Here is a 21860-nt window from a genome sequence, read left to right as displayed (position 1 = left end):
CATCGCCCGGGCTGCCGGGCGAGACAAATCGCAATATCTTTTGTCGGACCCAAAAATCTCTTATGAGCGAAGAACGCGCAGCTGGCGCGATGGGAACTCCGACCTGTACGGGAGACGCATGCGGCTCTTCATCCTCGGCCTCGGCTACAGTGCCCGGCATTTCGTCCGCAGGTTCGGCGGGGCCTTCTCGCATGTCGCCGGCACCGTGCGCGATCCCGGAGAACGAAGCGACCTTGCCGGTATCGAGGTGCATGCCTTTTCCGGCAGCCGTCCAGCTGACGCGACACTCGAACGCATCAGCGACGCCGATGTTCTTCTGGTGTCGATCCCACCCGGCGGCGGCGGCGATCCCGCCATCACGGCGTTCGGCGGCGTGCTGGCGGGGCGTCATCGCAGGATCATCTATCTCTCCACCATCGGCGTGTATGGCGATCACGCAGGCAGCTGGGTGGACGAGAGCACGCCACCGCAGGCCGCCTTCGAGCGCACGCGCCTGCGGCTCGCGGCCGAGCAGGCCTGGGCCAACAGCGGTTACGGCCATGTCGCAATCCTGCGGCTTGCCGGCATCTATGGCCCCGGCCGCAACGCGCTGGTGACGCTGCGAACCGGCACGGCCCGGCGCATCATCAAGCCGGGGCAGGTCTTCAACCGCATCCACGTCGACGACATCGCGAGCGCGATCATGGCCGCCATTGAGCACGGGCGCGGCGGCACCTTCAACGTCTGCGACGACGAGCCCACGCCGCCGCAGGACGTGATCGCCTATGCCGCGCAGCTCATGGGTGTCGCGCCGCCGCCGGAAGAGGCGTTCGAGACGGCCGAGATGTCGCCGATGGCGCGCAGCTTCTATGCCAGCAGCGCCCGCGTCTCCAATGCGAAATTGAAGCGCGAGCTCGGCGTCAAATTGGCTTATCCAACCTATCGCCAGGCCCTGGATGCGCTGTGGCGCGCGGGCGAAGGACGATAGGTTCCGCTACATCCGGCGCCTCCCGGACATGCCCCGCCCGCGCTTGACTTCGTCCCGGCGTGATCGTGATCTAGGCATGAGCGAGCCATTCGCATAACGAGCTCGCCTGGGAGGATTGAATGAACAAGACGATCGCCATGATCGCGGCGGCGGCTGCCGCCATCACGCTCAACGCAGCGCACGCCGCGCCGCTGCCCGAAGCCAATCCCGATGACGCCGGTTTCTCGAAGCAGGGTCTTGCGCGGCTCGACAGCTTCTTCGCGCGCGAGATCGCGGCCAAGCGCGTGCCCGGGGCAGTCGTCGCCGTCGCGCGGGACGGCAGGCTCGTGCACTACAAGGCCTATGGCATGCTCGATCCGGACAAGGGCACGCCGATGCCGGTCGATGCGATCTTCGCGCTGGCCTCGATGACCAAGCCGATTGCGGCGGTCGCGGGCCTGACGCTGATGGAAAGGGGCCAGCTGCCGCTCCAGGCCAAGCTGTCCGATTACTATTCCGGCTTTGCCGACATGAAGGTCGGCGTGCCCCAGAGCGACGGCTCGCTCAAGCTCGAGCCGCAGGCCTCGCCGATCTTCATCCACGATCTCTACCGGCACACGTCCGGATTGATGTATGGCGGCCGGCCGGACTCATCGAGCCCGGTGGCGCGGCAATATCCCGATGGCGTCGCGCCCGCGATCGAGGGCGACACCCAGGCCTTCGTCGACCGCATGACAAAACTGCCGCTGGCGCATCAACCCTCGACCGAGTTCGAATACGGCTTCTCGATCGACGTGCTCGGCGCCGTGGTCGAGAAGGTGAGCGAGCAGAAGCTCGGCGATTATCTCGCCGCCAATGTCTGGCAGCCGCTCGGCATGAAGGACGCCACCTTCCACCCAACCGACGCGCAGCGCCCTCGCCTTGCCCGCCCGTTTGCCAACGATCCGCTGACCGGCAAGCCGCAGGCCATCAAGCTGCTAGATACGCCGACAAAGTTCGACTGCGGCGGGGCCTGCTCGTTCGCGACGGTCGGCGACTACGTCCGCTTCGGGCAAATGCTGCTCAACGGCGGCGAGCTCGACGGACAGCGCATCCTCGGCCCGAAGACCGTGCATCACATGACGACCAATCACCTCGGCCCCGAGATCAAGAACAACGTGGCGAATGTCGAGCCGCATCGCGGCGGCTTCGGCTTTGGCCTTTCGGTTGCGGTCCGCACCAGCGAGGGCCTGTCGTCGGTCCCCGGCAATCCTGGCGAGTTCACCTGGAACGGCGCCTACGGAACGCAGTTCTTCTGCGATCCGAAGGAGCGTCTCGTCGTGGTGGTGGGCACGGCCGCGCCTGGCGAGCTGCGCAAATATTATCGCGAGCAGGTGCAGGACATCGTCTACGGCGCGATGGTGAAGTGACCGCGCCTCGATAAGGAAAGGGCGGCCACGCGGGCCGCCCTCGTAAGGTCCAACGTCAGCTCAACACGCCGTACTTCTTGAACCAGGCCTCGGCCTGCTTCCAGGCATCATCCGCCGCGTCCCTGCGGTAGCTGCCGCGATAATCCGCGTGGAAGCCGTGCGGCGCATCGGGAAAGATCTTGAACTCGGCCGCCTTCTTGTTCTGCTCCAGCGCTGCCTTGAGCTGCTCGACCTGGGCGACGGGAATGCCGGTATCGGCACCGCCATAGAGGCCGAGCACCGGCGCCTTCATCTCCGGGGCCAGCTGCATCGGGCTCTTCGGCCACAGCGGATTGGCGGGGTCGACCACCGTGCCGTAGAAGGCCACGCCGGCCTTGAGCGTGCCGCTATGGGCGGCATATTCCCAGACCGTGCGCCCGCCGCGGCAGAAGCCGATGATGCCGAGCTTCACCGTGTCACCGCCCTGCGATCCTGCCCAGGCCACCACCGCGTCGAGATCGGACAGCAGTTCGGCGTCCGGCTTGGCGTTGACGACCGGCAAGAGGTCCTTGACCTCGGTGACCCTGGTCAGGTCGACGCCCTTGCGGAAGTAATAGTCGGGCGCGATGGCAAAGGCGCCGAGCTTGGCGAGGCGCCGCGTCACGTCCTTGATGTATTCGTGCAGGCCGAAAATCTCCATCGCCACGATGATCACCGGCGCCTTGGTGTTGCCGGCCGGGCGGGCGAAGTAGGCGGGCATCTCCTCGGAGCCGACCTTGATCTTGGCATCGCCGGCCTGGAGGCCGTTGGTGTCCGTCGTGATGATGTCGGCACGGACCGGACCGGCCGCGAGCGTGTAGCCAGCGGCCACGGCCGCGGTGGCGCTCATGAATCCGCGGCGAGAGAGCGGGGCGACTTTCGTCAGCCCGACGACGTCGGATGTCATGGTGGTCTCAAAGCTCATCGGTCTTTCCCTTCCTGCTTCCCATGCTGATGCCCCTGGGGCGCCGCATTCGCCAATAGTTGTCGGACAAACGCAAGTCACCAGCCTGCGAGGACGCGGCTCTCCGCCTCATCCCTTCGTTGGCGCGATCACCTCGGCAGCCTCCGGCTGCCGAAGCACCACGCGCGCCACCCGACCGGATCAGCCGGTCCGCAGGGGACCGATCGTGTGCGGGCTTTAACCGCGTGGCCGCACTGCGGCGCAACATCCATTAACCCAAGATTGTGGTTCTCCCGCCCCACTCCACGCCGTCAGAAGTTGCAGATCCGCCGCCGCTTCGCCCATTTCGAAACGCTCCGCCGCAACAAATGGGCTGTGCAGTGGCCGCAACGACACATCATGTTGCCCGGATGTTGCACGCCATCGGATTACGGCACGTGATGCGCAGTCATTTGACTGAAATTTTCGGAAGAGTTGAGCCGTGCGGTTTACTCGAACTTTCTTTGTGACGCTCTAGTTCCACGGCCGGAAGTTCCATCTCCGGCAACGGAGACGCGTCCTCCCAAGGCGCGCTCCGCCGTCTGAAAAAGACGAGGGATCGCCCGAGAGCTTCATTGTCGTCCACCAGATTGCGCTACCCAAGGCTCAATTGAATAAAGCTTTATCCGATCCGGAATTGAAATGAATTTGGCTCGCGAATCGATTGAACTGGTGGAGCAGGTCGCACGCATCCTGTGGTTCGAAGGCACCAAGCACGGCTTGCGCGATCGCGAGTGGATGGCGCTGCGCTTCCTCTCCCGCGCCAACCGGTTTTCCCGCACGCCCTCGGCGCTCGCGAGTTACGTCGGTACCACGCGCGGCACCGCCTCGTTCATCATCGGCGAGCTCGAACGGCTCGGCTACATCGAACGAAAGCGCTCGGCCAAGGACAAGCGTTCGGTGTTGCTGAGCGTCACCCAGCAGGGCAAGAAGTTCCTGGCGCGCGATCCCGTCACCGTTCTCGTCGACGCGATTGCCGTGCTCGACGAGGAGGCCAAGATCCGCTTCCGCGACGCGCTCCGCCACGTGCTCGATCAGTCCGACGCGGCCGAGCAGCGGCACCATACCGACGTCTGCAAGCGATGCATCTTCCTCCGGGAAGATCGCACCAGCGCGGACGGCAAGACGACGGTCGAGTTCTCCTGCCGCCTGTTTCGCGCGCCGATCGCGGAGCCGGAGGTCGAGCTGCTCTGCACCAGCTTCGAGCATCACCGCCAGTAGACGGCAGGCTTCGATCAGGGCGTAGCCTTGCGCGACGAATAGATGACGCCGCCGCTGGTTTCCACCACCAGGCGTCCGTTCTCGCTCCGGATCTCCTCGATACGGCCGAGGCCGGGCACCTGCTGTCCCAGCACGGCCTCGATGACGCCGTTCGGACTTTGCAGGATCGCGATCCCCTCATAGGCCTGGCGCACCGACCAGCCCTTGACCACCTTTCGCGGTGCCGCCGTACGTTCCGAGGCAGGCACCGACCCCGTGTATTCCGGCACGGCGACCGAGGCCATCATCGGCATCGTCGGCGAGGGTGGCTGCGAAGCAACGGTCGCCGGCGCCTGGGCTTGCGCCTGCGCAAGCTTGTCGAGCTTCACCGTGGAGGACGAGCTCACCCGTTCGATGCGGTCGAGGTTCTCGGCGAACCGGCCGAAGCGGTCATTGGTTGCCTTGCTCGATTGATCGACCGCGGTCCGCAGGCCGTCGAGATTTTCCGACACGCCCGACACCTGTTTGCGCAACTGGGCGACCGTCTCGCGCAGAATCCTGATCTCGGCATTGGCCGCGACATTGTTCTGGGCGGGCTGCGTGGTGAGATAGGCGATCACGCCGGTGCAGGCGCACACCACCAGGACGGCGGCGACCGCCAAAGTCGCGAGCGGCACCACCCAGGTCGGACGAGGTGGCGGCGGCTTGGCCACGATCACCGCCGGCTTGATCACTGTTGGCGCGGGCTTTGGTATCGCCATCTTGTCGAGGCGCGCCTTGGCACGAATGCGCTTCAAGCCCTCGAGCGCCTCCTTTGCCAGCGTTTCGTCGTTCGCCACAGCCGACATCCGCTTTGCACTTGCTGCGGGCTTGGCCGCTTGCGTCGGGTTCGTCTTGGGCGCTTCCGGAGCCGGCTTCGCCGCCGCGGCAACATCGGCTGTTGCGCCGGGACGAGCTTGTCCATCGGACGACATGTGAAAATGCTCCGTTCGCTTCGATCTTTCGAGCGACGAATTTATTTGCCGAAGCTTGCCTGAAACGTGCGCATCGAAAACTTTTCAGCACGCACGATGCGACGCCGAATGAGTCGAAAGCGTCACGCACGCGGCGAGAGTGCGACTCGAAAGACACACACTCGCCAAGATTTCGCCAAGCTGGAGTCGGCGCGCCACACATGAGTCGAATTGTCGCATGTGGAAACCCGGTGGATAGAGTCAATCCCGGGTTGAAAACCCCTCCATATGCGTGACCTGCATCACCACCCAAAATAGCAGTGATTATACAGGGATGCGGAACTATAGACCCAGCGCAATGCAAAAGTAGTTCAGTATCCAAACCAACTAGTGTGATTAGATATAGCAAGAAACAACTCGCAACAAACCAACAGCATCAAACACGCATAGCAACAGCTTTGTTACGCGCGCTTGATCGGGAATCGGCAATTGTTACGGTCCTACTCAAGTGATTCTCGCCAGTTGGCGAGGAGATCGGCAAAGTTCAGTAGCGTTCGGACGCAATAGGCAACTTGGCGCAACTGTTCTAGGTCGCTGTCTCAATCCGCCCCGCGAGGTGATCCGTAAGACACCCGCCGGGCCTCACGCAGTAAGCGTTCAGTATCGAGTCGAAGTAACAGGCCCGCGGAAAACGCAGGCACTGAATGCGTAGGGCTGCCCGCGAATATCGAAACCATAACAACGGTTCGCGGGATGGAAATATCGTCAAACAGCATGGTCGCCGAGCCGGTGCATCACAACAACCAGCCGGCCGCGACAAGTGCGAAACAGGGGCGAAAGACTAATGTATATTATCGTTGATGATCGCGAGAGCGTCACGAACAGCTACGTTGGAGGGCTCGTTCGCGAAGGCGTATCGTCGATCGGCTTCTCCTCCGGAGAATTCTGGGATTGGCTGCAATCTGCGAGTGAATCGGACCTGGCAGCGGTCGACGCGTTCCTCCTCGGGGATTGCGATGCCCGCGGAAGTCTGCCGCGGGCGATGCGCAAGCGCTCCGCGGCTCCCATCATCGCCATGAGCGGCCAGAAGATGCTCAAGAACACGCTGGAGCTGTTCGAATCGGGTGTCGACGACGTCGTGCACGTGCCGATTCACCTGCGCGAAATCCTCGCCCGGACGGCCGCAATCGCGCGCCGCCGGGTGGGCGAACTGCCGAGGCCCTGCGAGACCAGGATCCAGGTCTTCTTCAACGGGCGTGACCCCGAGATTGCGGGCCACGCTCTCACCCTGCCCCGCCGCGAACTGCGCATTCTCGAATATATGGTCAGCAACCACGGCAAGTGGATCACCAAGACGCAGATCTTCAACGCGGTCTACGGCATCTTCGAGTCCACCTTCGACGAGAGCGTGATCGAAAGCCACGTCAGCAAGCTGCGCAAGAAGCTCCGCGACCGCCTCGGTTTCGACGCCATCGTGGCCCGGCGCTACGTCGGATACCGCCTCAACATCCCGGCCGGCGAGACCATCGAGGTGCCGATGCAGGAGCTCGACGAGGTCGGCATTCTCCTCAACAGGGCGCATGCCGCCCCGGCGGCGTATCCGGCCGGAAACTGACGCGGCAGAGCGCCGCCACGAAACCGACAACGGCCTCCGCGGAGCCTCTTCGCGGAGGCCGTTGCACTTTCAGAACCGCGCGCGCAGAACGCGGGCCTTGCACCGCGGGCGCGGCCGCAGCAGGGCGCGACGAGATGAGAATGGCGCCTCAGGATCTCATTCGGACGTGATGCTTCCGCAAAAGCCGCCTCACGCCTGTCCAGTGAAGCCTACGGCTTCGACTGGAATTCTTCCTTGGAGACGTAGTTGAAGTCCTCGACGAGGACGTCCTGGACGACGTCGGCCTGCATCCGCTCGTTGACACGCTGCTTGATGGCCGTCGTGAGGATCGAGAGGTCGTAGCGGGCGAGCTTCCTGAAATCGAGGCGGTCGTCGGCATAGATCCGGCGGAATGCCTCGTCGACCACGAACGGCTCCGGCGGAACATTCAGCTGGTGCATGGTCCGCGCCTCCACGGTGTAGACGAAGCGCGCGACGATATAGCCCTGCACATTGCCGTTCTCGACCATGGGCACGCTCAACGCCCGCGTCTTCTGGTACTGGAGCCCGTCGAGATAGGCGTCCTTTGCCGGCAAAAGGCTGCCGTTTTCCTTCCAATAGGCCACGGCGTAGCTCGTGCCCGCCGTGAGGATGCAGACCCAGAGCCCGGCCAGCACTACCCTGATCATTTTCCGTCCTGCGCTGTGCGACCGGTATAGGTCCCGTCCGACTCGGCTTCCTTGATCGCCTTGACGATGATCGACGCAACCTCGCGCACCGCGTCGTAATGCATCTCGAGGACGGACCGGTTGCGCTCGAGCTTCTCGCGCAGGCGCTGGATCTCCTCGGTGACCTCGACCTCGCTGCCGAGATGCATCCGCGCCCGCATCAGGCGGACGAACTCCAGCATGCTGCGGCTCTTGCGGGCGCTGAAGTCGTCAAAGTCGATCTTCTTGCCCGTCGTGAGCGCGACCGTCTCCTCCTCGACGATGTTTTCGAGCCGGCGGATCGCCGCCAACAGGCCGCGCACCTCGTCCGATCTCACCGTGTCTGCGCCCTCGATCACCGCTTCGCCGCCGACATTGGGCAGCAACACTGGCAACAGCGCATCGGGAGATGCTGCAGCAATCGTCATCGCCTCGGTGTCCACGACCGGCTGCTCCATCACCAGGGCTGCCGCGCCTTCTTGTGCCTGCATAGGAAATTCACCCCTCAACTTCTATCACCCGTTCCGGATCATCATCCGGCCTTCCCCGTCACGTCCGGACCCGCTGGATTTGCTGCGGCGAGTTGCTTCGCAATGCCAATGCCCTTGCCCTTCGCGAGCTGGTTGCCGAGTTGCTCCGCCAGCATCGATTTCCAGACGCTGCCGGCGGTCCCCTTGCCGAACAGCTCCTCGGACTCCTTCGGCAGCATCGTTTCGACGAAGCTCTGGAGGATGAAGGCTTCAAACTTCCGGTAGACCTCGCCGGACGCCGGCGCCTTGATCACCTGCACCGGAGGTCCGTTCACCGCGCCTGACTGCGCTTCGGCGACCTTCGCCGCGGATTGATCCGCAGCCGCAGCCGCGGCTGCTTTGCCGACCTCGGCGTCCATCGTGGCGGCGAAATCGGCGCCCGACGATTTCAGCGCGTCGAGCTTCGCGGCCGCCGCGCGCTGCGTCACGGGATCGGCGGCCTCCAGGACGTCGAGGACGAGGTCGGGTGTCGCTGTCACGATCATGTCTTGGTCCGGCTGGCTGGCCGTGGCGTCCATGCGCGCACGGTGAGGCTTGTTCCCGTCATCTCCTCGAGCGAGCGCTTTTCGGCGTCGCGAAGCTTCTCCGCGAGCGCCGCCTTGGCGACTTCCTCGAGCTGTTTCACGCGGCGGGTCTCGAGGCGCACCTGATCGAGCTGCCGCGAGGCCTGCTCCTGCACGGCGCGCGCGCCGACGCTCATCCTGTTGAGCCGCCGTGCGATCGACTCGCTCGACGATCCCGCCGGCGGCTTGCCCTCGTTCAATGCGCCAACCAGCCATTCCTGCTCGTCCTGAAAGCTGCGCTCCTGCTGCCGCAGGTGCGCGAGCTGCCATTCGGACAACCGCAGCTGGAGCTTTACCAGCGAGACCATCCGACCAAGCTTGTCCGCGCGCGACTTCATGTTGTCACTCCGCCAGCCAGGAGGAGACGCCGAGGATGAACTGCGTCAAGAGCTCGTCGCTGGTGAGGTAGAGCAGCAGGAAGCCGCCGAACAGCACGAAGGGCACCGAGATGAAATAGACCGGGATCGCCGGCGTCAGCTTGTTGATCAGTCCGACCGCGAAGTTGACGATGACGGAATAGACGATGAAGGGGCTGGCGATCCGCAGCGTCAGCACGAACGCTTCCGACAGGCGGCCCACGAGCTGGTCGAGCGCCATGCTGCCGCCGATCCTGCTGCCGGGATGCCAGACGTCGTAGGAGTTCATCAGCCCACGCAGCACCTGCCAGTGCTGGTCGGTCATGAAGAACAGCGTGGTGACCGATGCCATGATCAGCGGCACCAGCGCGGGCGCCGGATCGGTATCGCCGACGGGCGTTCCCGGGATGTTGCTCAGTCCGATCGCGCTCGCCATCACGGTTGCCATGGTCTGGAGCGCGAGGAAGAACACGCGTCCGCCGAGGCCGATGACGCTCCCGACCAGGATCTCCGTGCCGATCAGCAGCGCGAGCGACAGCGGCGCCGCGTTGTCGGTCAGAGGTTTCAGTACCGCGATCAGGATCGGCGTCAGCGCGAACGTCGTGACCAGCGCGATGAACAGCCGGACTTGGGCCGGGACGTTGACGCTGGAATAGCCCGGTACGAACATCAGGCAGGCGCCGATGCGGCAGAACACGATGAACGTCACCAGCACGCTGTCGGCGAGGCCGCTGATCACGATATGGCTCCGAGCGCACGGATCTCGGAGCTGCGCGCCACTTCGACATGCGACAGGATCGGCAGCGTCGGGAACACCCGCTCCAGGATCATCCGGACATAGGGGCGTGCTTCGGGGGTCACCGCCAGCACCACGCTGGTGCCGTTCTCGGTGAACTTGCGGATGGCGGCGCTGGCTTCCGTCGCGAACTGCTCGATGAGCCGCGGATCGGCGTCGAATTCGACGACGTCGCCCTTGGCGTCGCGCTTCAGGCTCTGGTGGAAAGCGAGATCCCAGCGATTGCCGAGGCGGACCACGTTGAGCACGCCATTGTCGGAGAGATCGCCGCAGATCTGCTGGGCAAGGCGGGTGCGCACATGCTCTGCGACCTGCTCGGAGCGCCGCACATGGGGGGCGATCTCGGCAATCGCCTCGAGGATCAGATGCAGGTTGCGGATCGACACGCGCTCGGCCAGCAGGATCTTCAGGATCGCCAGCAGGCCGGAGTAGGAGATCTGCGAGGGGCAGAGATCCTCGACCAGGCGCTTGTATTCGGGATCGAGCCGGTCGAGCAGCCCGCGCATGTCCTTGTAGGACAGGAGCTGGGCGAGGTTCGCCCGGATGACTTCGCTCAAATGCGTGAGCAGCACCGACAGATTGTCGACCGGCTTGCAGCCCTGCCGCCTGACCTCGTCGGCGAAGGCTTCCGTCACCCACAGTGCCTTCATGCCGAAGGCGGGCTCGATCACCTCCTCGCCGGGCACGTCGGGCTTGCCGTCCTTGTCGACGAGCACCAGCACCTCGCCGAGCCTGAGCTCGCCGTGGGCGACGCGGGTGTCGTGGATGCGGATCTGGTAGCTCTTGGGATCGATCGACAGATTGTCGGTGAGCTTGATCTCGGGAATCACGAAGCCATACTGCTTGGCGAACTTCTTGCGGATCTTGGCGACGCGGTGGCCAAGCTCGGTGCGCGAGCCCAGGAGGTGGACCGAAAGATGGCCGCCGAGCGCCAGCTCGATCTCCGCCGTCTTCAGCGATTCCTTGACCGATTCCTGGGCCTGGGCCTGGGCGCGCTCGTCGGCCTTGCGCGCATCTTCCTTCTGCTTCTCAGCCGCCTGCCGCTTGGGCAAGGTGTAGCCGACGAAGGCCATGACGCCGCCGAGCAGCACGAAAGGCGGCATCGGCAGCCCCGGCATCAGCGCGAGCACGAACATCATCAGCGCGGCGGCCGACACCGCGCGAGGATAGCCGCCGAGCTGCCGGAGCACGGCCTGTTCCGCCGAACCCCTGGTGCCACCCTTGGAGACCAGCAGGCCCGCGGACAGCGACACGATCAGCGCCGGCATCTGCGACACCAGACCGTCGCCGACGGAGAGCTTGGTGTAGACGTCGGCGGCGCGCGACAGCGTGAGGCCGTGATGGGTGACGCCGATCACGATGCCGCCGAAGATGTTGATCGCGGTGATGAGCAGACCGGCGATGGCGTCGCCGCGAACGAATTTCGAAGCACCGTCCATGGCGCCGAAGAACGCGCTTTCCTCTTCGAGCTCGCGGCGGCGGCGCTGGGCTTCCTTGTCGTCGATCAGACCCGCGGACAGATCCGCGTCGATCGCCATCTGCTTGCCGGGGATGGCGTCCAGGGTGAAACGGGCGCCGACCTCGGCGATACGGGTTGCGCCCTTGGTGATCACGACGAAATTCACCGTGACCAGGATTGCGAAGATGATCAGGCCGATGACGAAGTCGCCGCCCATGACGAATTTGGAGAAGCCGGCGACGACATAGCCGGCGGCGTGCTCGCCCTCCCCGCCTCGCGACAGGATGAGGCGCGTGGTCGCGATGTTGAGCGCGAGGCGCAGGATGGTCGCGATCAGCAGCACGGTCGGGAAGGCCGAAAAATCCAGCGGCCGCTGGATCCACAGCGCGACCATCAGGATCAGCGCCGACAGCGCGATCGAGAAGGCGAGGCCTAGATCGATCAGGATCGGCGGGATCGGCAGGAACAGGATCGTGAGCATGGTCACGATGCCGGCCGCAAAGAAGGCGTCCGCCCCGAATCGGCGGGGGCTGGGCAGGCTAGCAGCTAACGTATCGGCCATGGGTCACCGGCAGAGGGTCCGCCCCGTAATCTGCCGCGCAAAGCTTACGCGAGGGTGGTGGCCGCCTCGCGGCTCAGAAGCCCCGCTCGATATGCGAATAGACCATCTCGGTGAAGGTGGAGAGATGGGCGCCGATGAACGAGCCGGAGACGGCGACGACCACGAGAATGACGATGATCTTCGGAACGAAGGTCAGCGTCACCTCCTGGATCTGGGTCAAGGCCTGCATCAGTGCAATGATGGTGCCGACCAGCATTGCCGCGCCGACCGCAGGCCCGGAGGCGACGATGATGGTCCAGATCGCCGCCTGGACGATGTCGAGGGCGTCGCGCTCGTTCATGACTGGCTGATCGTGAGGCCGGGCCCGACGGCGACTTTCGTGCCGTTCTCGAGGGTCGCGATGGAGCCGTCGCTGTTGATGGAGATGGACTTGACCTTGCCGGAGAAGGTCGCGCCGGTCGAGTCGGTGAAGCTGACGGTCTTTCCGATCAATGCGTCGGCCTGCGACAACGACTGCGAGGACAGCAGCGCATCCAGCTTGGTATTGGTCTGCATCGCCTGCTCGACCGTCGAGAGCTGCGCGAACTGGCTCATATATTGCGAGGTGTCCATCGGATTGGTCGGATCCTGGTTCTTCATCTCGGCGACGAGAAGCTGAAGAAAGGTATTGTAGTCGACGCTGTTGCTCGACGTGGTCGTCGTGGTGCTGGTCGACTTGCTGGTGCTGTCGGTCGCGCTGGTGACGTTCATGTGCCTCTCCGCTGTCAGGCAGCCTGGAATGGGGAAACGATCGTGGCGCCGGCCAGGATGGCCTGCTCCACCGGGAACAGCGCCCGGATCCGCTTGAGGGCCTCGAAATAACGTGTCGCCTCGACCAGCTCGTCGACCGCGGCAAGCCCCTCCAGCATCTCGCGGCTTTCGCACACCGCGACCAGGGCCGCGTGGTGCTGCGCGTAGAGCGCCGAAGCGTCGCGGACATCGGTCGGGTTCATCAGCATGAGCTGAACGATGAAATAGAGCTGCCGCATCGCAGTAGTGGCGTCGGACGCTTGCATGATCTGCCCTTCGAGCAGGAACATGACGTCGTTGACGAGCTCGACGGAGACCTTGCGGTCCACGCGCAGCACCGCGCCGTTGATGTAGATCCGTTCGCCCGCCCGCAAGGATATCTTCATTAGAGCGCGTCTCGGATCAGGCGGTTGATTTCGATGAGCTGCGCGACGTCATCCGACCTCTCTTCGCGAAGGCGATCGGCCTCCTTGATGACCCACAAGCCGATCGAGATGATCTCCGCGCGCAGCTTCTCGGGAAGCCCGTTTTCCGGATGCGCGAGATCCTCGATGAAGATCGTCCACAGCCGCCGCACATAGAGCAGGCTCTGGACGTGATCCTCGAAACTGTAGCGTCCCTTCTGAAGCCGCTCGAGGCGATCGATGCCGAGACTGAGCGCCTGGCGCTCGCGGCCTCTCGCCTCATAGCCGCTCTCGTCGACGACCGATGCATAGGCTTCAAACGTCATCAGGACCACTCTGCGCAGGAAACGGAATAACAAGACAAGGGTCGTGAACCTCGAAAAACGAGCTTGGCTCAGAGATAGTTGATGAGGCTGATCTTCTGGAGCTGTGAGGTCAGCGCCAGCGCCGTCTGGATCTGGGTCTGCAGGGTGTTGACCCGGACCGAGGCTTCCGTCGGATCGACCTTCTCCATACCGACGATCTGATTGTTCAGAATGTCCTGCTGCGTCTTGAGCTTGTCGGTTGCGGAGGTGATCCGCTGCTGGACCGTGCCGACGCTGCCGCCGAGGGTCGCGAGATCAGAAATTGCGCTGCCGACGAGGCCGATGGCCTTGTCCACGACGACCTGGAACGTCTCCTGGCTCAGTTTCGCGTTACCGAGATCCGCCATCATGGTGTAGGCCTCGGCGAGCTTGCGGAAGCCGGGCTGGTTGGCGCTGACGGACGTATCTGCGATCTCGGTCGTGGAGATGCGGCTTTGCATGACCTGGTCGGTGGCCGACGACCAGTTGGTGTTCCAGGCCGGGCTCGCGAACTCGGTATCGAAGGTGGTGTTGAGGAACGTCTGCATCTGTGCGGGGGTTATGCCGCTCACGCTGGCCGAGGATTGCGAGAAGCCGAAGTTCGCAAGGAAATCGGCGTCGACCCGGTTCTTGCTGGCCGAGCCCGTGGCATAGGGCGTGACCGGCTGGTTCTGCGTGTTGACGCCCGAGAAGAGATACGAGCCGTTATAGGAGACGTTCAGCGCGCCAATCAGATCCTGGAGGTTGGCGGACGCAGGCGGCAGAACGATCCGGCCGCCGTTGTCGGTGCTGCGAGCCGCGATCAGGTCCTTGAGGAAGTCCGTTGCGGTCGTGCCGAGCTGGGTGATCCGGGCTTGCGTCACGTCGAGCCGTCCCGAGACGAGCTCGTTGGTATCGACGAGCTGATCGGCGAAGCTCCAGTCCGCCCGCAGGGTGAGGTCGCTTCCCGTCGTGGCGCCAAGCTCGAGGCCGACATCGGCGAAACGGCCGGTGGTCGCTTCCGTCGACGCCTTGCTGAGCGCAGCCTGGTTGTTCGTGATCGAGGTCCTCAGCGACGAGGACAGCATCAAGGTCGAGATGTAGTTCGCGCTCATCATGGCTTAATTCCCCACGGCAGCCAGCAGGCTCTGCAACATTTCGTCGACGGTCGAGATGATCTTCGACGAGGCCGAATAGGTGCGCTCGACCTGAAGCATCAAGGACATCTCGTCGTCCATGTTGACGCCGCTGACGTTCGACAGCGCCGCGGTGCTGCGGTCGAGCAGCGTTTTCTGGTAGGTGGCGTTGGAGTCCGCGGTCTTGCGCTGGTTTTCGATCCAGCTCGTCGACGACGACGCGTAGTCGATCAGGCTGCCGCTCGGCTTGCCTTGCGTGGTCGCATCGAAGGGCTGCGCCGCATCCATGCCGCCGATGAGCTGCTGCAGCCGGGCCGAGTAGCCGCCATTGCCGGCGGTGTTGTATCTGTATGCAGGGTTGCCGCTGATCGCGCCGTCGCGCAGCAGATTGGGATTGCCGCCCAGCGCCGGATCGACTGACGCCGCGACACTGATCAGGCCGGCAAGGCCGACCGAGACGGTGGCGCTCGCCGGCATCGCCGGCGCGCCGGGATAGGTGAAGAGACCGGGAACGTCGGGCAGCGCCGCGGCGGTCTGATCGCTCTCCCTGAAGGTGTTGATCAGGCCGCGCGCGATTTCGTCGAGCTGACTCTGATAGGTGACGGAGTCCCGGTCACGCAGCTGAGCGAGACCCGCGAGCTTGCCCGACTTCAGCGGCATCACCGAATTGGCGCCGGTCACCGGGACGCCGTCGATGACGACTGCGTTCCCCGTGGTGCCGGGCGAATAGATGTTGGTCGCCGTGAAGCTGACCGTTCGCGCCGTCTTGTCGAACAGAACGACGCCGCTGTCGGTATAGAGCGCAGCATCGCCGTTGGTGCGGATCGACATCGAGACGCCGACTTCCTCCGACAGCTTCGAGACGATGCTGTCGCGCTGGTCGAGATAGTCGGTGACGTCATCACCGGCAATCGTCCCCCTTACGATCGCATTGTTGACCTTGTCGAACTGGGAGAGGAGCTGGTTGATGTTGGCGACCGAGGTCGCCATGTCGGCATCCGCCCCCTCGCGGACCGATTGCACGGTCTTGGTCGCCTCGTTGAGGGAGGTCGCCATGTCCTTGGCGGACGTGACCGCCGCCTGCGCCAGCGTGGTGTTGTCCGGGGCGTTGGCATATTGCTGCAGCGCCTTCTTCAGCGCATTGAGCTGCGAGGTCGGCGACTGGTCGAGCTCCGGATCGTCCACCGTGGCAGTTGCGATCTTCTGGAGACCGTCATAGATCGCGCCGTCCTTGGCCGACGACGAGGTCGCGGTCAAGACGTTGTTGTAGAGACCCGAGCTGGCGGCGCGCTGGATCGCCGCCACATAGACGCCAGCCCCGGGAAGGTTGTCCAGCACGGCGATCTTGCGCGAATAGCCGGCAGTGCTGGCACCGGCGATGTTGCGCGAGATCGTCGAGGACTGGATCCCCGACGCCATGAGTGAAGCGCGAGCGGAGTCGAGAGCGGCGGTAAGGGACATGATTTGCTCTTGCCCGGAACGGGCGCTGGAGAATTCAGCGCTTCAGGTTGACGACGATGTCGAGCAGGTCGGCGCCGGTCTGGAACGATTTCGAGTTGGCGGTGAAGCCGCGCTGGGCCTCGATCATCCCGGTGAGCTCGTCCGCGAGGTCGACGTTGGAGTCTTCCAGGGCGCCCGACTGGACGGTACCGAGACCGCCGGTACCGGCATTCCCGGCCTGCGCGTTGCCGGAATTCATGTTGGTCGAATAGACGTTGCCGGGCTCCGGCGTCAGATTGTCGGGGCTCGCGACGTCGGCGAGCATGATGGTGAAGAGCGTCAGTTGCTGTCCGTTCTTGAGGACCGCCGTCACGAAGCCCGAATCGTCGACATTGACCTTGTCGATGGCCGATGGAGCGCTGCCATTGACGGTCGCCTTGAAGCTGAAGTCGGTTCCGGTCTGCGTCATGTTCGACAGGTTCAGGGTCGTCGCCGCACCGCCGGGGACGGTGAAGGAGAGAGTCGTCGGGCTCGCCGCAGCCAGCGCGCCTTTGCCGGTTGCGGTCGTATCGAAGGTGAAAGTGGTGGCGGCGCCGACCGACGCACCTGTCGCGGAGTTGTAAGCCTGAATCTGCCAGGTATCCGAGCCGGCGGCCGTCGCCGTGTGGGACATGTAGACGTCGAGCGTAACGGCCTGGCCGATATTGTTGTAGGCCACGATCGAGCTCTTCGACGAATATGACGCCGGTCCGGGCGGACCGGCGATCACAGCCGCTTTCGGATCCAGATTGCCGGTCGTGAGTGTCCCCGCCGTCGTCGGCACGGGCACTTGCGAAACCTGGGCAATGTTGACGATCTGCATGCCGGACAAGCTGTTCTGCGAGAAATTGGTCACCTTGCCGGGCTGACCCAGAAGGTAGTAGCCGGCCGCGTTGACCAGATTGCCCTGGGCGTCCGGCACGAACGAACCGGCGCGCGTCAGATATTGCTGGGTGTTGTTGGCGTTCGACACCACGAAGAAGCCGTTGCCCTGGACAGCGAGGTCCGTGGTCGAGGTGGTGAACTGCGTATGCCCTGCGTCGCTGATGGCGTAGCGCACCGTCGTCTCGACGGCGCCGGAATCGTAATTGCCCGAACCGCTCTTCAGGATCAGCGAGGAGAATTCGGTCGAAGCCCGCTTGTAACCGGTCGTGTTGACGTTCGCGATGTTGTCCGAGACCGTCGACAGTTTGTTGGACTGTGCGCCCATCCCGGAAACACCGGTGCGCATAACACCATACAGGCTCATGAATTGGGCTCCTTTGGAAGGTTGCAGCTACAATGAGGGTTCTTGCTTGCGCGGGGCTGATGGTCGGGAACCATGCACAACTTCATGTTGTCAGGTCGTTTTCGGCTGACAGAACGAGCGCGCCTTGTCGGTCCAGGCGCCGAAGCCGCTCGAGACGAGATGGGCGACGATGTGGCAGACATAGCGCTTCTGCGCCGGCTGGTTGTTGGGGCCTGCATTGTAGCGGGCGACCGCCATGGTCCAGCTGCCCTCGCGCTGCTTCAGCTCCTTCAGGAAGCGCGCGGCGTATTCGACATTCTTGGCGGGATCGAACATCGCCTGCACGGAGGCGAACTTGTCGCCATGATAATAGTGGTTGATCTGCATGCAGCCGAGATCGATCAGCTTGATGCCCTTGGCTCGCATCGCCTCGAAATTCGCGATCGCATCGTTCATGTCCTTGGCGAACACGGTCTGACCGTCGGCGCCGAGCGCATAGGGATAGAGCGCCCCGCGCCGTCCGGTCTCGGTGAGACCGACGGCATAGAGAATGCCGAGCGGGATACCGTGCTGCTGGGCCGCACGCGCCATCTCGCGCTCGCAGGGGCGCGCGCTGTCGGTGGCCGCGTGGGCCGCGCCGGCATTACAAATAAACAGGGCCGCGATTAATCTGCGGCGCCACGTCCTGGTCATGACGCGTCTCCTGGTTGGACTGGCGCTCCTGCCGGGCCTGTCTCGCATCGCCGTCCGATTGCCCCGACGACGTGCCGGCGCCGTCGAACGTGCCTTGCGATTGTGAGGGTGACTGTTGCTGGCCAGAGAAATGTGGCTGCGGCTGCGACTGGCCGGAGCCGCTCTGAAAACCATCGAGCGAGCCGTGCTGGACGGGCGCGACGTCGGCGACGTAACCGGCCGACTGCATCAGATCGCGGATCGAGTCGCGCTGCTGGTCCAGCATCAGGCTGGTGTCTTTGCGTTCGGCAGCGAGGTGGATCGAGACTTCCGAGCCGACCAGGCGGAGGCGCACGGTGACATTGCCGAGCGCCGGCGGCTCCAGGTTGACGGTCAGGATCTTCAGCGGCTGGTCGGGCGCATTGGACTGCGACCCGGCGAGATCGGGCGCTGCGGACGAGGCCGTCGGCGCTGATTCCTTCAGTTCCGCGACCACTGCATTGGCGACCTGTTGCGGCGCGTTGAACTGCGCCGGGGGCAGATGGGTCTCCTGCTGGACCACCGTGACCTTGGTCGCCTCGGGCAGTGCGTCCCGGGCCGAGGCCTTGACGGCGCGTTCGACATTGGCCGTGACGGCCTCGAAGCCTGACGTTCCGGGCAATGCCTTTGACGGCCCGTCGTTGTCCTGCTGCGCGGCGACTGCCGCCTGCGAACGCGCGCCGATCGGGGCGGCGGCGGGCGGCGCGGGATCAGCGGCGGCGATCTTCGCCGTGCCCGCAGCCTGAACTTCGCGCTTCGGCGTGGAGGAGCGCTCGTCGCGCGCGGAGGCGTCCTTCCCGTCACCCACCGGCGATTGCACCTGTGACCTCACGGCTGGTACGGCCGCGAGCTCCTGTCCAACGATCGCGGGCATGCTCGACCGGTTCGAGACGTCCGCCTTCGCGGCATCGTCGACCGGACCTTGGGTCTGCGACGCATGGTCGGTCTTTGGGCCGGACGACTTGTGACCGGAGCTGGCCTCGTCGACCACGTCTGTGCGTTCCTGCCCCGCTTCGTCCTTCCCGGCCTGATGCGCCAGGCGCGCGCGCAGCGTTCCGGCTTTCACGGTCGTGCTGCTGGCCTCATCGTTGAGTGCCCGCTTCGCCAGGTTCGAGACGGTGTGAAGCAGATCGTTGAACGACGAATCCGCCTGCGATTTCGTCCCCGCTGCTTTTGCCGAGCGCGATGCACCGCGCATGTTGAGGCTCTCGGCGAGGCCTGAGAAGAGCTGTCCGGAGGTTCCGCTGAGTTTGGTCATGGGCGGCGATCCTTGGCGAGGAGTTCGAGTTCGCCGAGCTGCTTCTGCGCGCGCGTGAGTGTCGCGTTCGATGATGCGAGATCGAGACGCGCCGGCGTCGCCGGAGGCTTGTCGGCGGTGGCGGCGGGGCCGCCTGCAAATGGCTTGCGAACGTCGAGCGCGAGCTGCAACGTCGCATTCAGGAGAACAACATCGCGCTCGGGCAGCTTCGACCGATCGAGCGCCTTCAGCTCGGCGAGACCGCCGTCATATTCGTCGGTGAGCGCCCGCGAGGCGCCGCGGAAGAGATGCGCGCGCTCGCGCTCGGCGGAGGCATCGGCGCTGAGCGCCAGCGCACGCTCGGCCGCGAGCCGGGTCACGGGCATCAGTCCACGCAGCATCGCGTTGCGCGCGATCATGAGATGCAGCTTGATGCGGCTGGCGCGATCGATCTGGTCCAGCAGGGTGACGATGCGCGCAAAGCGGCGCTCGTCGAGCGCCAGGCTCGATTGCGTCAGGCCCGTGGAGAAACGCTGCCAGAAATCGCCGGCATAGATCGAGTTGCGATAGTGGCGGATATAGGCCAGCGTCAGGAACTCGAACTTGTCGAAATCCTCGGCCTGCCCGACCAGCAGGATCTCGCGTCGCAACGCCGCCTCTTCCACCAGCGTGCCGGGCAGGAGCAGACGCGCATCGTCCAGTCGCTCGATCGCAAGCGATGCCTCGGTGCGTGCGAACAGCGCGCCCTGCACCAGCGCAACCTGTCCGCCCAGGCCCGACGGAAGCGTACGCGGCTTAACGTCCTTGAGCAGCTCGCGCGCTTCGTCCTGACGGCCCTCGACATAGGCGAGCGCGCCATCGAACAACCGACCGTCGACGCTCATCTTGTCGCGCGGCAGCTTGCGGACCAGTTGCGGCGCGCCGCCGCTGAGCAGGTAGATGACGACGGCCTGGCCGTTCTGCGGATTGCTCCACACATTCGCATCGGCGGCAAGAAACTTCTCGCCTACCTGCCGGATCAGCGCGATGTGGCTGCCATGGGCCGCGGTATCGCCGTTGGCGATGCCGTCCTGCACGGCCTGCAAGGCACGCACGAGCTCATACGGTTCGCTTGACGTCGCGGCAGGGACCGGCGCCGGATCGGCAAGCGCGGGCGCCGCCGTCGGCGGCAGCACCATCAACAGGGCAGCGCAGAGGAGCGGCCTGATCACAGACGCTTCTCCCGGATCAGGATCTCGATCCGGCGATTCTGTGCGGCTGCCGGGTCGCTGGGAAGCTTCGGCCGCCGGTCGGCATAACCTTCGACATGCTCGATTCGCAGTGCATCGACGCCGGAGCGGACCAGCATGTAGTAAGCCATCTGTGCACGGGCGGTCGACAGCCGCCAATTGTCGTAGTTCTCCGACTTGTACGGCCGATTGTCGGTGTGGCCGCGGACGATGATCATGCCGGGACGCTTCGCCAGCAGCGGCCCGATCTTGTCGATCACCCGGATGAGCTCGGGCCGCGGCTCGGCCGAGCCGACGGCGAACATGCCGAAGCTCGCATCGTCGGTCAGGCTGACCAGCAGGCCTTCCTCGACCTGACGCACCTCGGCGACCGGTCCCGCACCGGCCTTGACGTCCGACAGCGCATCCGCGATTGCGGACTGCAGCTGCTTGACGGTGGGCTGCTGTGTTTGCGCGGCCTCGCGCGGTTCGGAATCCTTCTTCGCGTCGTTGGGACGCGCCTGCGCTCCGGACTGCGCGTTCGCCTGGGCGCCGCCCTCGCGCGATGACTGCGACGGCGCAGGCCCCGGCGGCAGCAGGGGCGACAGGCTCGCGGACGATGCATCGGCGTTGGGAGCGATGCTTCCGCCGGCATCATCCGTCTTGGCGCGGCGCGCCTGCGACTCGGCTTGACCGGCGCCCGACATGTTGTCGCGCGCGGACGGATTGGGCTTCGGCTCGCTCTCGATGATGCGATCCGCGTCCTTCGATGCCTGCGGCGCCAGCTTCCAATAGCCGGGATCGAAGGGATCCCGATAAGCGTCGCCGCCCTTGAGACCGTCCTCCTCCGCAGAGGTCAGCGAGCCGGCGCGGCGCTGGCCCGAGGCCTCGTTCGCATTGTTTGCGATCTCGGCAAGCGTCGCATAGGGGTCGCGGAACAGGACCTTCTCCTCGTAGAACGGCGGCTTCTCGGCCGTCGGGGAGTCACCGCGACGTTCCTCGCTCGGCCCACCCGGCTGACGCCGGCCCTCCTGACCGTCGAACGTGGTCGGCTCCTTCTTGGTGAGATCCTTCAGACCTTTCGGTGCCGGCGCATTCTCGGCGAGCTTGATCGGGTTGAAGTAGCTTGCGACCACCTGCTTCTGGTCCTGATTGAGCGCGTTGAGCAGCCACATGACCAGGAAGAACGCCATCATCGCGGTCATGAAATCCGCATAGGCAATCTTCCATACGCCGCCGTGATGCGCCTCCTCGGCGAAGGCGCTGCGCCGGCGGACGATCACGAGCTCCTGCTTAACCTCTTCCACCA

General features: G+C 64.5%; 23 protein-coding genes. 4 read left to right on the top strand and 19 right to left on the bottom strand.

Going from position 1 to position 21860, the window contains the following annotated elements; genetic code table 11:
* Positions 1-118: 118 nt before the first annotated feature.
* Positions 119-967, top strand: coding sequence for an SDR family oxidoreductase (locus tag QA649_RS12745; protein ID WP_283024482.1), 849 nt, complete (start codon positions 119-121; stop codon positions 965-967).
* Positions 968-1086: 119 nt separating this feature from the next.
* Positions 1087-2355, top strand: a complete 1269-nt coding sequence (locus QA649_RS12740; RefSeq protein WP_283024481.1) for a serine hydrolase domain-containing protein — start codon at positions 1087-1089, stop codon at positions 2353-2355.
* A gap of 55 nt (positions 2356-2410) precedes the next feature.
* Here QA649_RS12740 and QA649_RS12735 read toward each other — a convergent pair whose 3' ends face one another.
* Positions 2411-3298 carry a dienelactone hydrolase family protein gene (locus QA649_RS12735; protein ID WP_283024480.1) on the bottom strand — a complete coding sequence of 296 codons (888 nt, stop codon included), beginning with the start codon at positions 3296-3298 and terminating at the stop codon, positions 2411-2413.
* A gap of 660 nt (positions 3299-3958) precedes the next feature.
* Here QA649_RS12735 and QA649_RS12730 point away from each other — a divergent pair.
* Positions 3959-4537: a MarR family transcriptional regulator gene (locus QA649_RS12730; protein WP_283024479.1), complete on the top strand. Its 579-nt coding sequence runs from the start codon at positions 3959-3961 to the stop codon at positions 4535-4537.
* 14 nt (positions 4538-4551) lie between these two features.
* Here the strand turns inward: QA649_RS12730 and QA649_RS12725 are convergent, their stop codons facing one another.
* Positions 4552-5490, bottom strand: coding sequence for a hypothetical protein (locus QA649_RS12725; protein ID WP_283024478.1), 939 nt, complete (start codon positions 5488-5490; stop codon positions 4552-4554).
* Between the two features lie 823 nt (positions 5491-6313).
* On the opposite strand from QA649_RS12725, the gene QA649_RS12720 reads away from it, so the two are divergent.
* Positions 6314-7084 carry a response regulator transcription factor gene (locus tag QA649_RS12720; RefSeq protein WP_283024477.1) on the top strand — a complete coding sequence of 257 codons (771 nt, stop codon included), beginning with the start codon at positions 6314-6316 and terminating at the stop codon, positions 7082-7084.
* Positions 7085-7293: 209 nt separating this feature from the next.
* Here QA649_RS12720 and QA649_RS12715 read toward each other — a convergent pair whose 3' ends face one another.
* From QA649_RS12715 to QA649_RS12635, 17 genes are all read right to left on the bottom strand, one after another.
* On the bottom strand, positions 7294-7752 hold the full coding sequence (locus tag QA649_RS12715) for a hypothetical protein (protein ID WP_283024476.1): 459 nt from the start codon (positions 7750-7752) through the stop codon (positions 7294-7296).
* On the bottom strand, positions 7749-8261 hold the full coding sequence (locus QA649_RS12710; protein ID WP_283024475.1) for a flagellar biosynthesis protein FlgN: 513 nt from the start codon (positions 8259-8261) through the stop codon (positions 7749-7751). The genes QA649_RS12715 and QA649_RS12710 overlap by 4 nt, the downstream gene beginning before the upstream one ends.
* 41 nt (positions 8262-8302) lie before the next feature.
* Entirely contained in the window at positions 8303-8785 is a 483-nt protein-coding gene (locus tag QA649_RS12705; RefSeq protein ID WP_283024474.1) for a rod-binding protein, read from the bottom strand.
* Entirely contained in the window at positions 8782-9201 is a 420-nt protein-coding gene (locus QA649_RS12700; RefSeq protein ID WP_283024473.1) for a hypothetical protein, read from the bottom strand. The genes QA649_RS12705 and QA649_RS12700 overlap by 4 nt, the downstream gene beginning before the upstream one ends.
* Before the next feature lie 4 nt (positions 9202-9205).
* Entirely contained in the window at positions 9206-9958 is a 753-nt protein-coding gene (gene fliR, locus QA649_RS12695; RefSeq protein ID WP_018641236.1) for a flagellar biosynthesis protein FliR, read from the bottom strand.
* The gene (gene flhA, locus QA649_RS12690; protein WP_283024472.1) at positions 9955-12036 is read right to left on the bottom strand and encodes a flagellar biosynthesis protein FlhA; all 2082 of its coding nucleotides are present in this window, start codon (positions 12034-12036) and stop codon (positions 9955-9957) included. The genes fliR and flhA overlap by 4 nt, the downstream gene beginning before the upstream one ends.
* A 73-nt stretch (positions 12037-12109) precedes the next feature.
* Complete coding sequence (gene fliQ / locus QA649_RS12685) at positions 12110-12376, bottom strand: flagellar biosynthesis protein FliQ (RefSeq protein WP_018641238.1); 267 nt, start codon at positions 12374-12376, stop codon at positions 12110-12112.
* Positions 12373-12786 (bottom strand): flagellar hook assembly protein FlgD, encoded by a 414-nt coding sequence (gene flgD, locus QA649_RS12680; RefSeq protein WP_018641239.1) that lies wholly within the window; start codon positions 12784-12786, stop codon positions 12373-12375. Before flgD ends, fliQ begins: the two co-directional genes overlap by 4 nt.
* A gap of 14 nt (positions 12787-12800) precedes the next feature.
* Positions 12801-13211 carry a flagellar biosynthesis repressor FlbT gene (flbT, locus tag QA649_RS12675; RefSeq protein WP_018641240.1) on the bottom strand — a complete coding sequence of 137 codons (411 nt, stop codon included), beginning with the start codon at positions 13209-13211 and terminating at the stop codon, positions 12801-12803.
* On the bottom strand, positions 13211-13555 hold the full coding sequence (gene flaF / locus QA649_RS12670; RefSeq protein ID WP_283024471.1) for a flagellar biosynthesis regulator FlaF: 345 nt from the start codon (positions 13553-13555) through the stop codon (positions 13211-13213). The genes flbT and flaF overlap by 1 nt, the downstream gene beginning before the upstream one ends.
* A 68-nt stretch (positions 13556-13623) precedes the next feature.
* Positions 13624-14670: a flagellar hook-associated family protein gene (locus QA649_RS12665; RefSeq protein WP_283024470.1), complete on the bottom strand. Its 1047-nt coding sequence runs from the start codon at positions 14668-14670 to the stop codon at positions 13624-13626.
* Positions 14671-14673: 3 nt separating this feature from the next.
* A complete protein-coding gene (gene flgK, locus QA649_RS12660) occupies positions 14674-16149 on the bottom strand; it encodes a flagellar hook-associated protein FlgK (RefSeq protein ID WP_283024469.1) in 1476 nt (491 codons plus the stop codon).
* Positions 16150-16183: 34 nt separating this feature from the next.
* Positions 16184-17416 carry a flagellar hook protein FlgE gene (locus QA649_RS12655; protein ID WP_283024468.1) on the bottom strand — a complete coding sequence of 411 codons (1233 nt, stop codon included), beginning with the start codon at positions 17414-17416 and terminating at the stop codon, positions 16184-16186.
* A 90-nt stretch (positions 17417-17506) separates the two neighbouring features.
* A complete protein-coding gene (locus QA649_RS12650; RefSeq protein WP_283024467.1) occupies positions 17507-18088 on the bottom strand; it encodes a transglycosylase SLT domain-containing protein in 582 nt (193 codons plus the stop codon).
* A complete protein-coding gene (locus tag QA649_RS12645) occupies positions 18039-19364 on the bottom strand; it encodes a flagellar hook-length control protein FliK (RefSeq protein WP_283024466.1) in 1326 nt (441 codons plus the stop codon). Before QA649_RS12645 ends, QA649_RS12650 begins: the two co-directional genes overlap by 50 nt.
* Complete coding sequence (locus tag QA649_RS12640; RefSeq protein WP_283024465.1) at positions 19361-20554, bottom strand: chemotaxis protein; 1194 nt, start codon at positions 20552-20554, stop codon at positions 19361-19363. The genes QA649_RS12645 and QA649_RS12640 overlap by 4 nt, the downstream gene beginning before the upstream one ends.
* On the bottom strand, positions 20551-21858 hold the full coding sequence (locus tag QA649_RS12635) for a MotB family protein (RefSeq protein ID WP_283026021.1): 1308 nt from the start codon (positions 21856-21858) through the stop codon (positions 20551-20553). The genes QA649_RS12640 and QA649_RS12635 overlap by 4 nt, the downstream gene beginning before the upstream one ends.
* Positions 21859-21860: the final 2 nt, after the last annotated feature.

The sequence above is a fragment of the Bradyrhizobium sp. CB1717 genome (genome assembly GCF_029714325.1).
In the GTDB taxonomy this organism is placed as follows: Bacteria; Pseudomonadota; Alphaproteobacteria; order Rhizobiales; family Xanthobacteraceae; genus Bradyrhizobium.
Note: the sequence above shows the minus strand (reverse complement) of the source record. Positions and strands in the feature narration are given on the sequence as shown.

What these genes read in the sequence shown, in the direction of transcription:
- QA649_RS12745 (WP_283024482.1), top strand. Translation starts at nt 119, where the DNA reads ATGCGGCTCTTCATCCTCGGCCTCGGCTACAGTGCCCGGCATTTCGTC.
- QA649_RS12740 (WP_283024481.1), top strand. Translation starts at nt 1,087, where the DNA reads ATGAACAAGACGATCGCCATGATCGCGGCGGCGGCTGCCGCCATCACG.
- QA649_RS12735 (WP_283024480.1), bottom strand. Translation starts at nt 3,298, where the DNA reads ATGAGCTTTGAGACCACCATGACATCCGACGTCGTCGGGCTGACGAAA.
- QA649_RS12730 (WP_283024479.1), top strand. Translation starts at nt 3,959, where the DNA reads ATGAATTTGGCTCGCGAATCGATTGAACTGGTGGAGCAGGTCGCACGC.
- QA649_RS12725 (WP_283024478.1), bottom strand. Translation starts at nt 5,490, where the DNA reads ATGTCGTCCGATGGACAAGCTCGTCCCGGCGCAACAGCCGATGTTGCC.
- QA649_RS12720 (WP_283024477.1), top strand. Translation starts at nt 6,314, where the DNA reads ATGTATATTATCGTTGATGATCGCGAGAGCGTCACGAACAGCTACGTT.
- QA649_RS12715 (WP_283024476.1), bottom strand. Translation starts at nt 7,752, where the DNA reads ATGATCAGGGTAGTGCTGGCCGGGCTCTGGGTCTGCATCCTCACGGCG.
- QA649_RS12710 (WP_283024475.1), bottom strand. Translation starts at nt 8,261, where the DNA reads ATGCAGGCACAAGAAGGCGCGGCAGCCCTGGTGATGGAGCAGCCGGTC.
- QA649_RS12705 (WP_283024474.1), bottom strand. Translation starts at nt 8,785, where the DNA reads ATGATCGTGACAGCGACACCCGACCTCGTCCTCGACGTCCTGGAGGCC.
- QA649_RS12700 (WP_283024473.1), bottom strand. Translation starts at nt 9,201, where the DNA reads ATGAAGTCGCGCGCGGACAAGCTTGGTCGGATGGTCTCGCTGGTAAAG.
- flhA (WP_283024472.1), bottom strand. Translation starts at nt 12,036, where the DNA reads ATGGCCGATACGTTAGCTGCTAGCCTGCCCAGCCCCCGCCGATTCGGG.
- fliQ (WP_018641238.1), bottom strand. Translation starts at nt 12,376, where the DNA reads ATGAACGAGCGCGACGCCCTCGACATCGTCCAGGCGGCGATCTGGACC.
- flgD (WP_018641239.1), bottom strand. Translation starts at nt 12,786, where the DNA reads ATGAACGTCACCAGCGCGACCGACAGCACCAGCAAGTCGACCAGCACC.
- flbT (WP_018641240.1), bottom strand. Translation starts at nt 13,211, where the DNA reads ATGAAGATATCCTTGCGGGCGGGCGAACGGATCTACATCAACGGCGCG.
- flaF (WP_283024471.1), bottom strand. Translation starts at nt 13,555, where the DNA reads ATGACGTTTGAAGCCTATGCATCGGTCGTCGACGAGAGCGGCTATGAG.
- QA649_RS12665 (WP_283024470.1), bottom strand. Translation starts at nt 14,670, where the DNA reads ATGATGAGCGCGAACTACATCTCGACCTTGATGCTGTCCTCGTCGCTG.
- flgK (WP_283024469.1), bottom strand. Translation starts at nt 16,149, where the DNA reads ATGTCCCTTACCGCCGCTCTCGACTCCGCTCGCGCTTCACTCATGGCG.
- QA649_RS12655 (WP_283024468.1), bottom strand. Translation starts at nt 17,416, where the DNA reads ATGAGCCTGTATGGTGTTATGCGCACCGGTGTTTCCGGGATGGGCGCA.
- QA649_RS12650 (WP_283024467.1), bottom strand. Translation starts at nt 18,088, where the DNA reads ATGACCAGGACGTGGCGCCGCAGATTAATCGCGGCCCTGTTTATTTGT.
- QA649_RS12645 (WP_283024466.1), bottom strand. Translation starts at nt 19,364, where the DNA reads ATGACCAAACTCAGCGGAACCTCCGGACAGCTCTTCTCAGGCCTCGCC.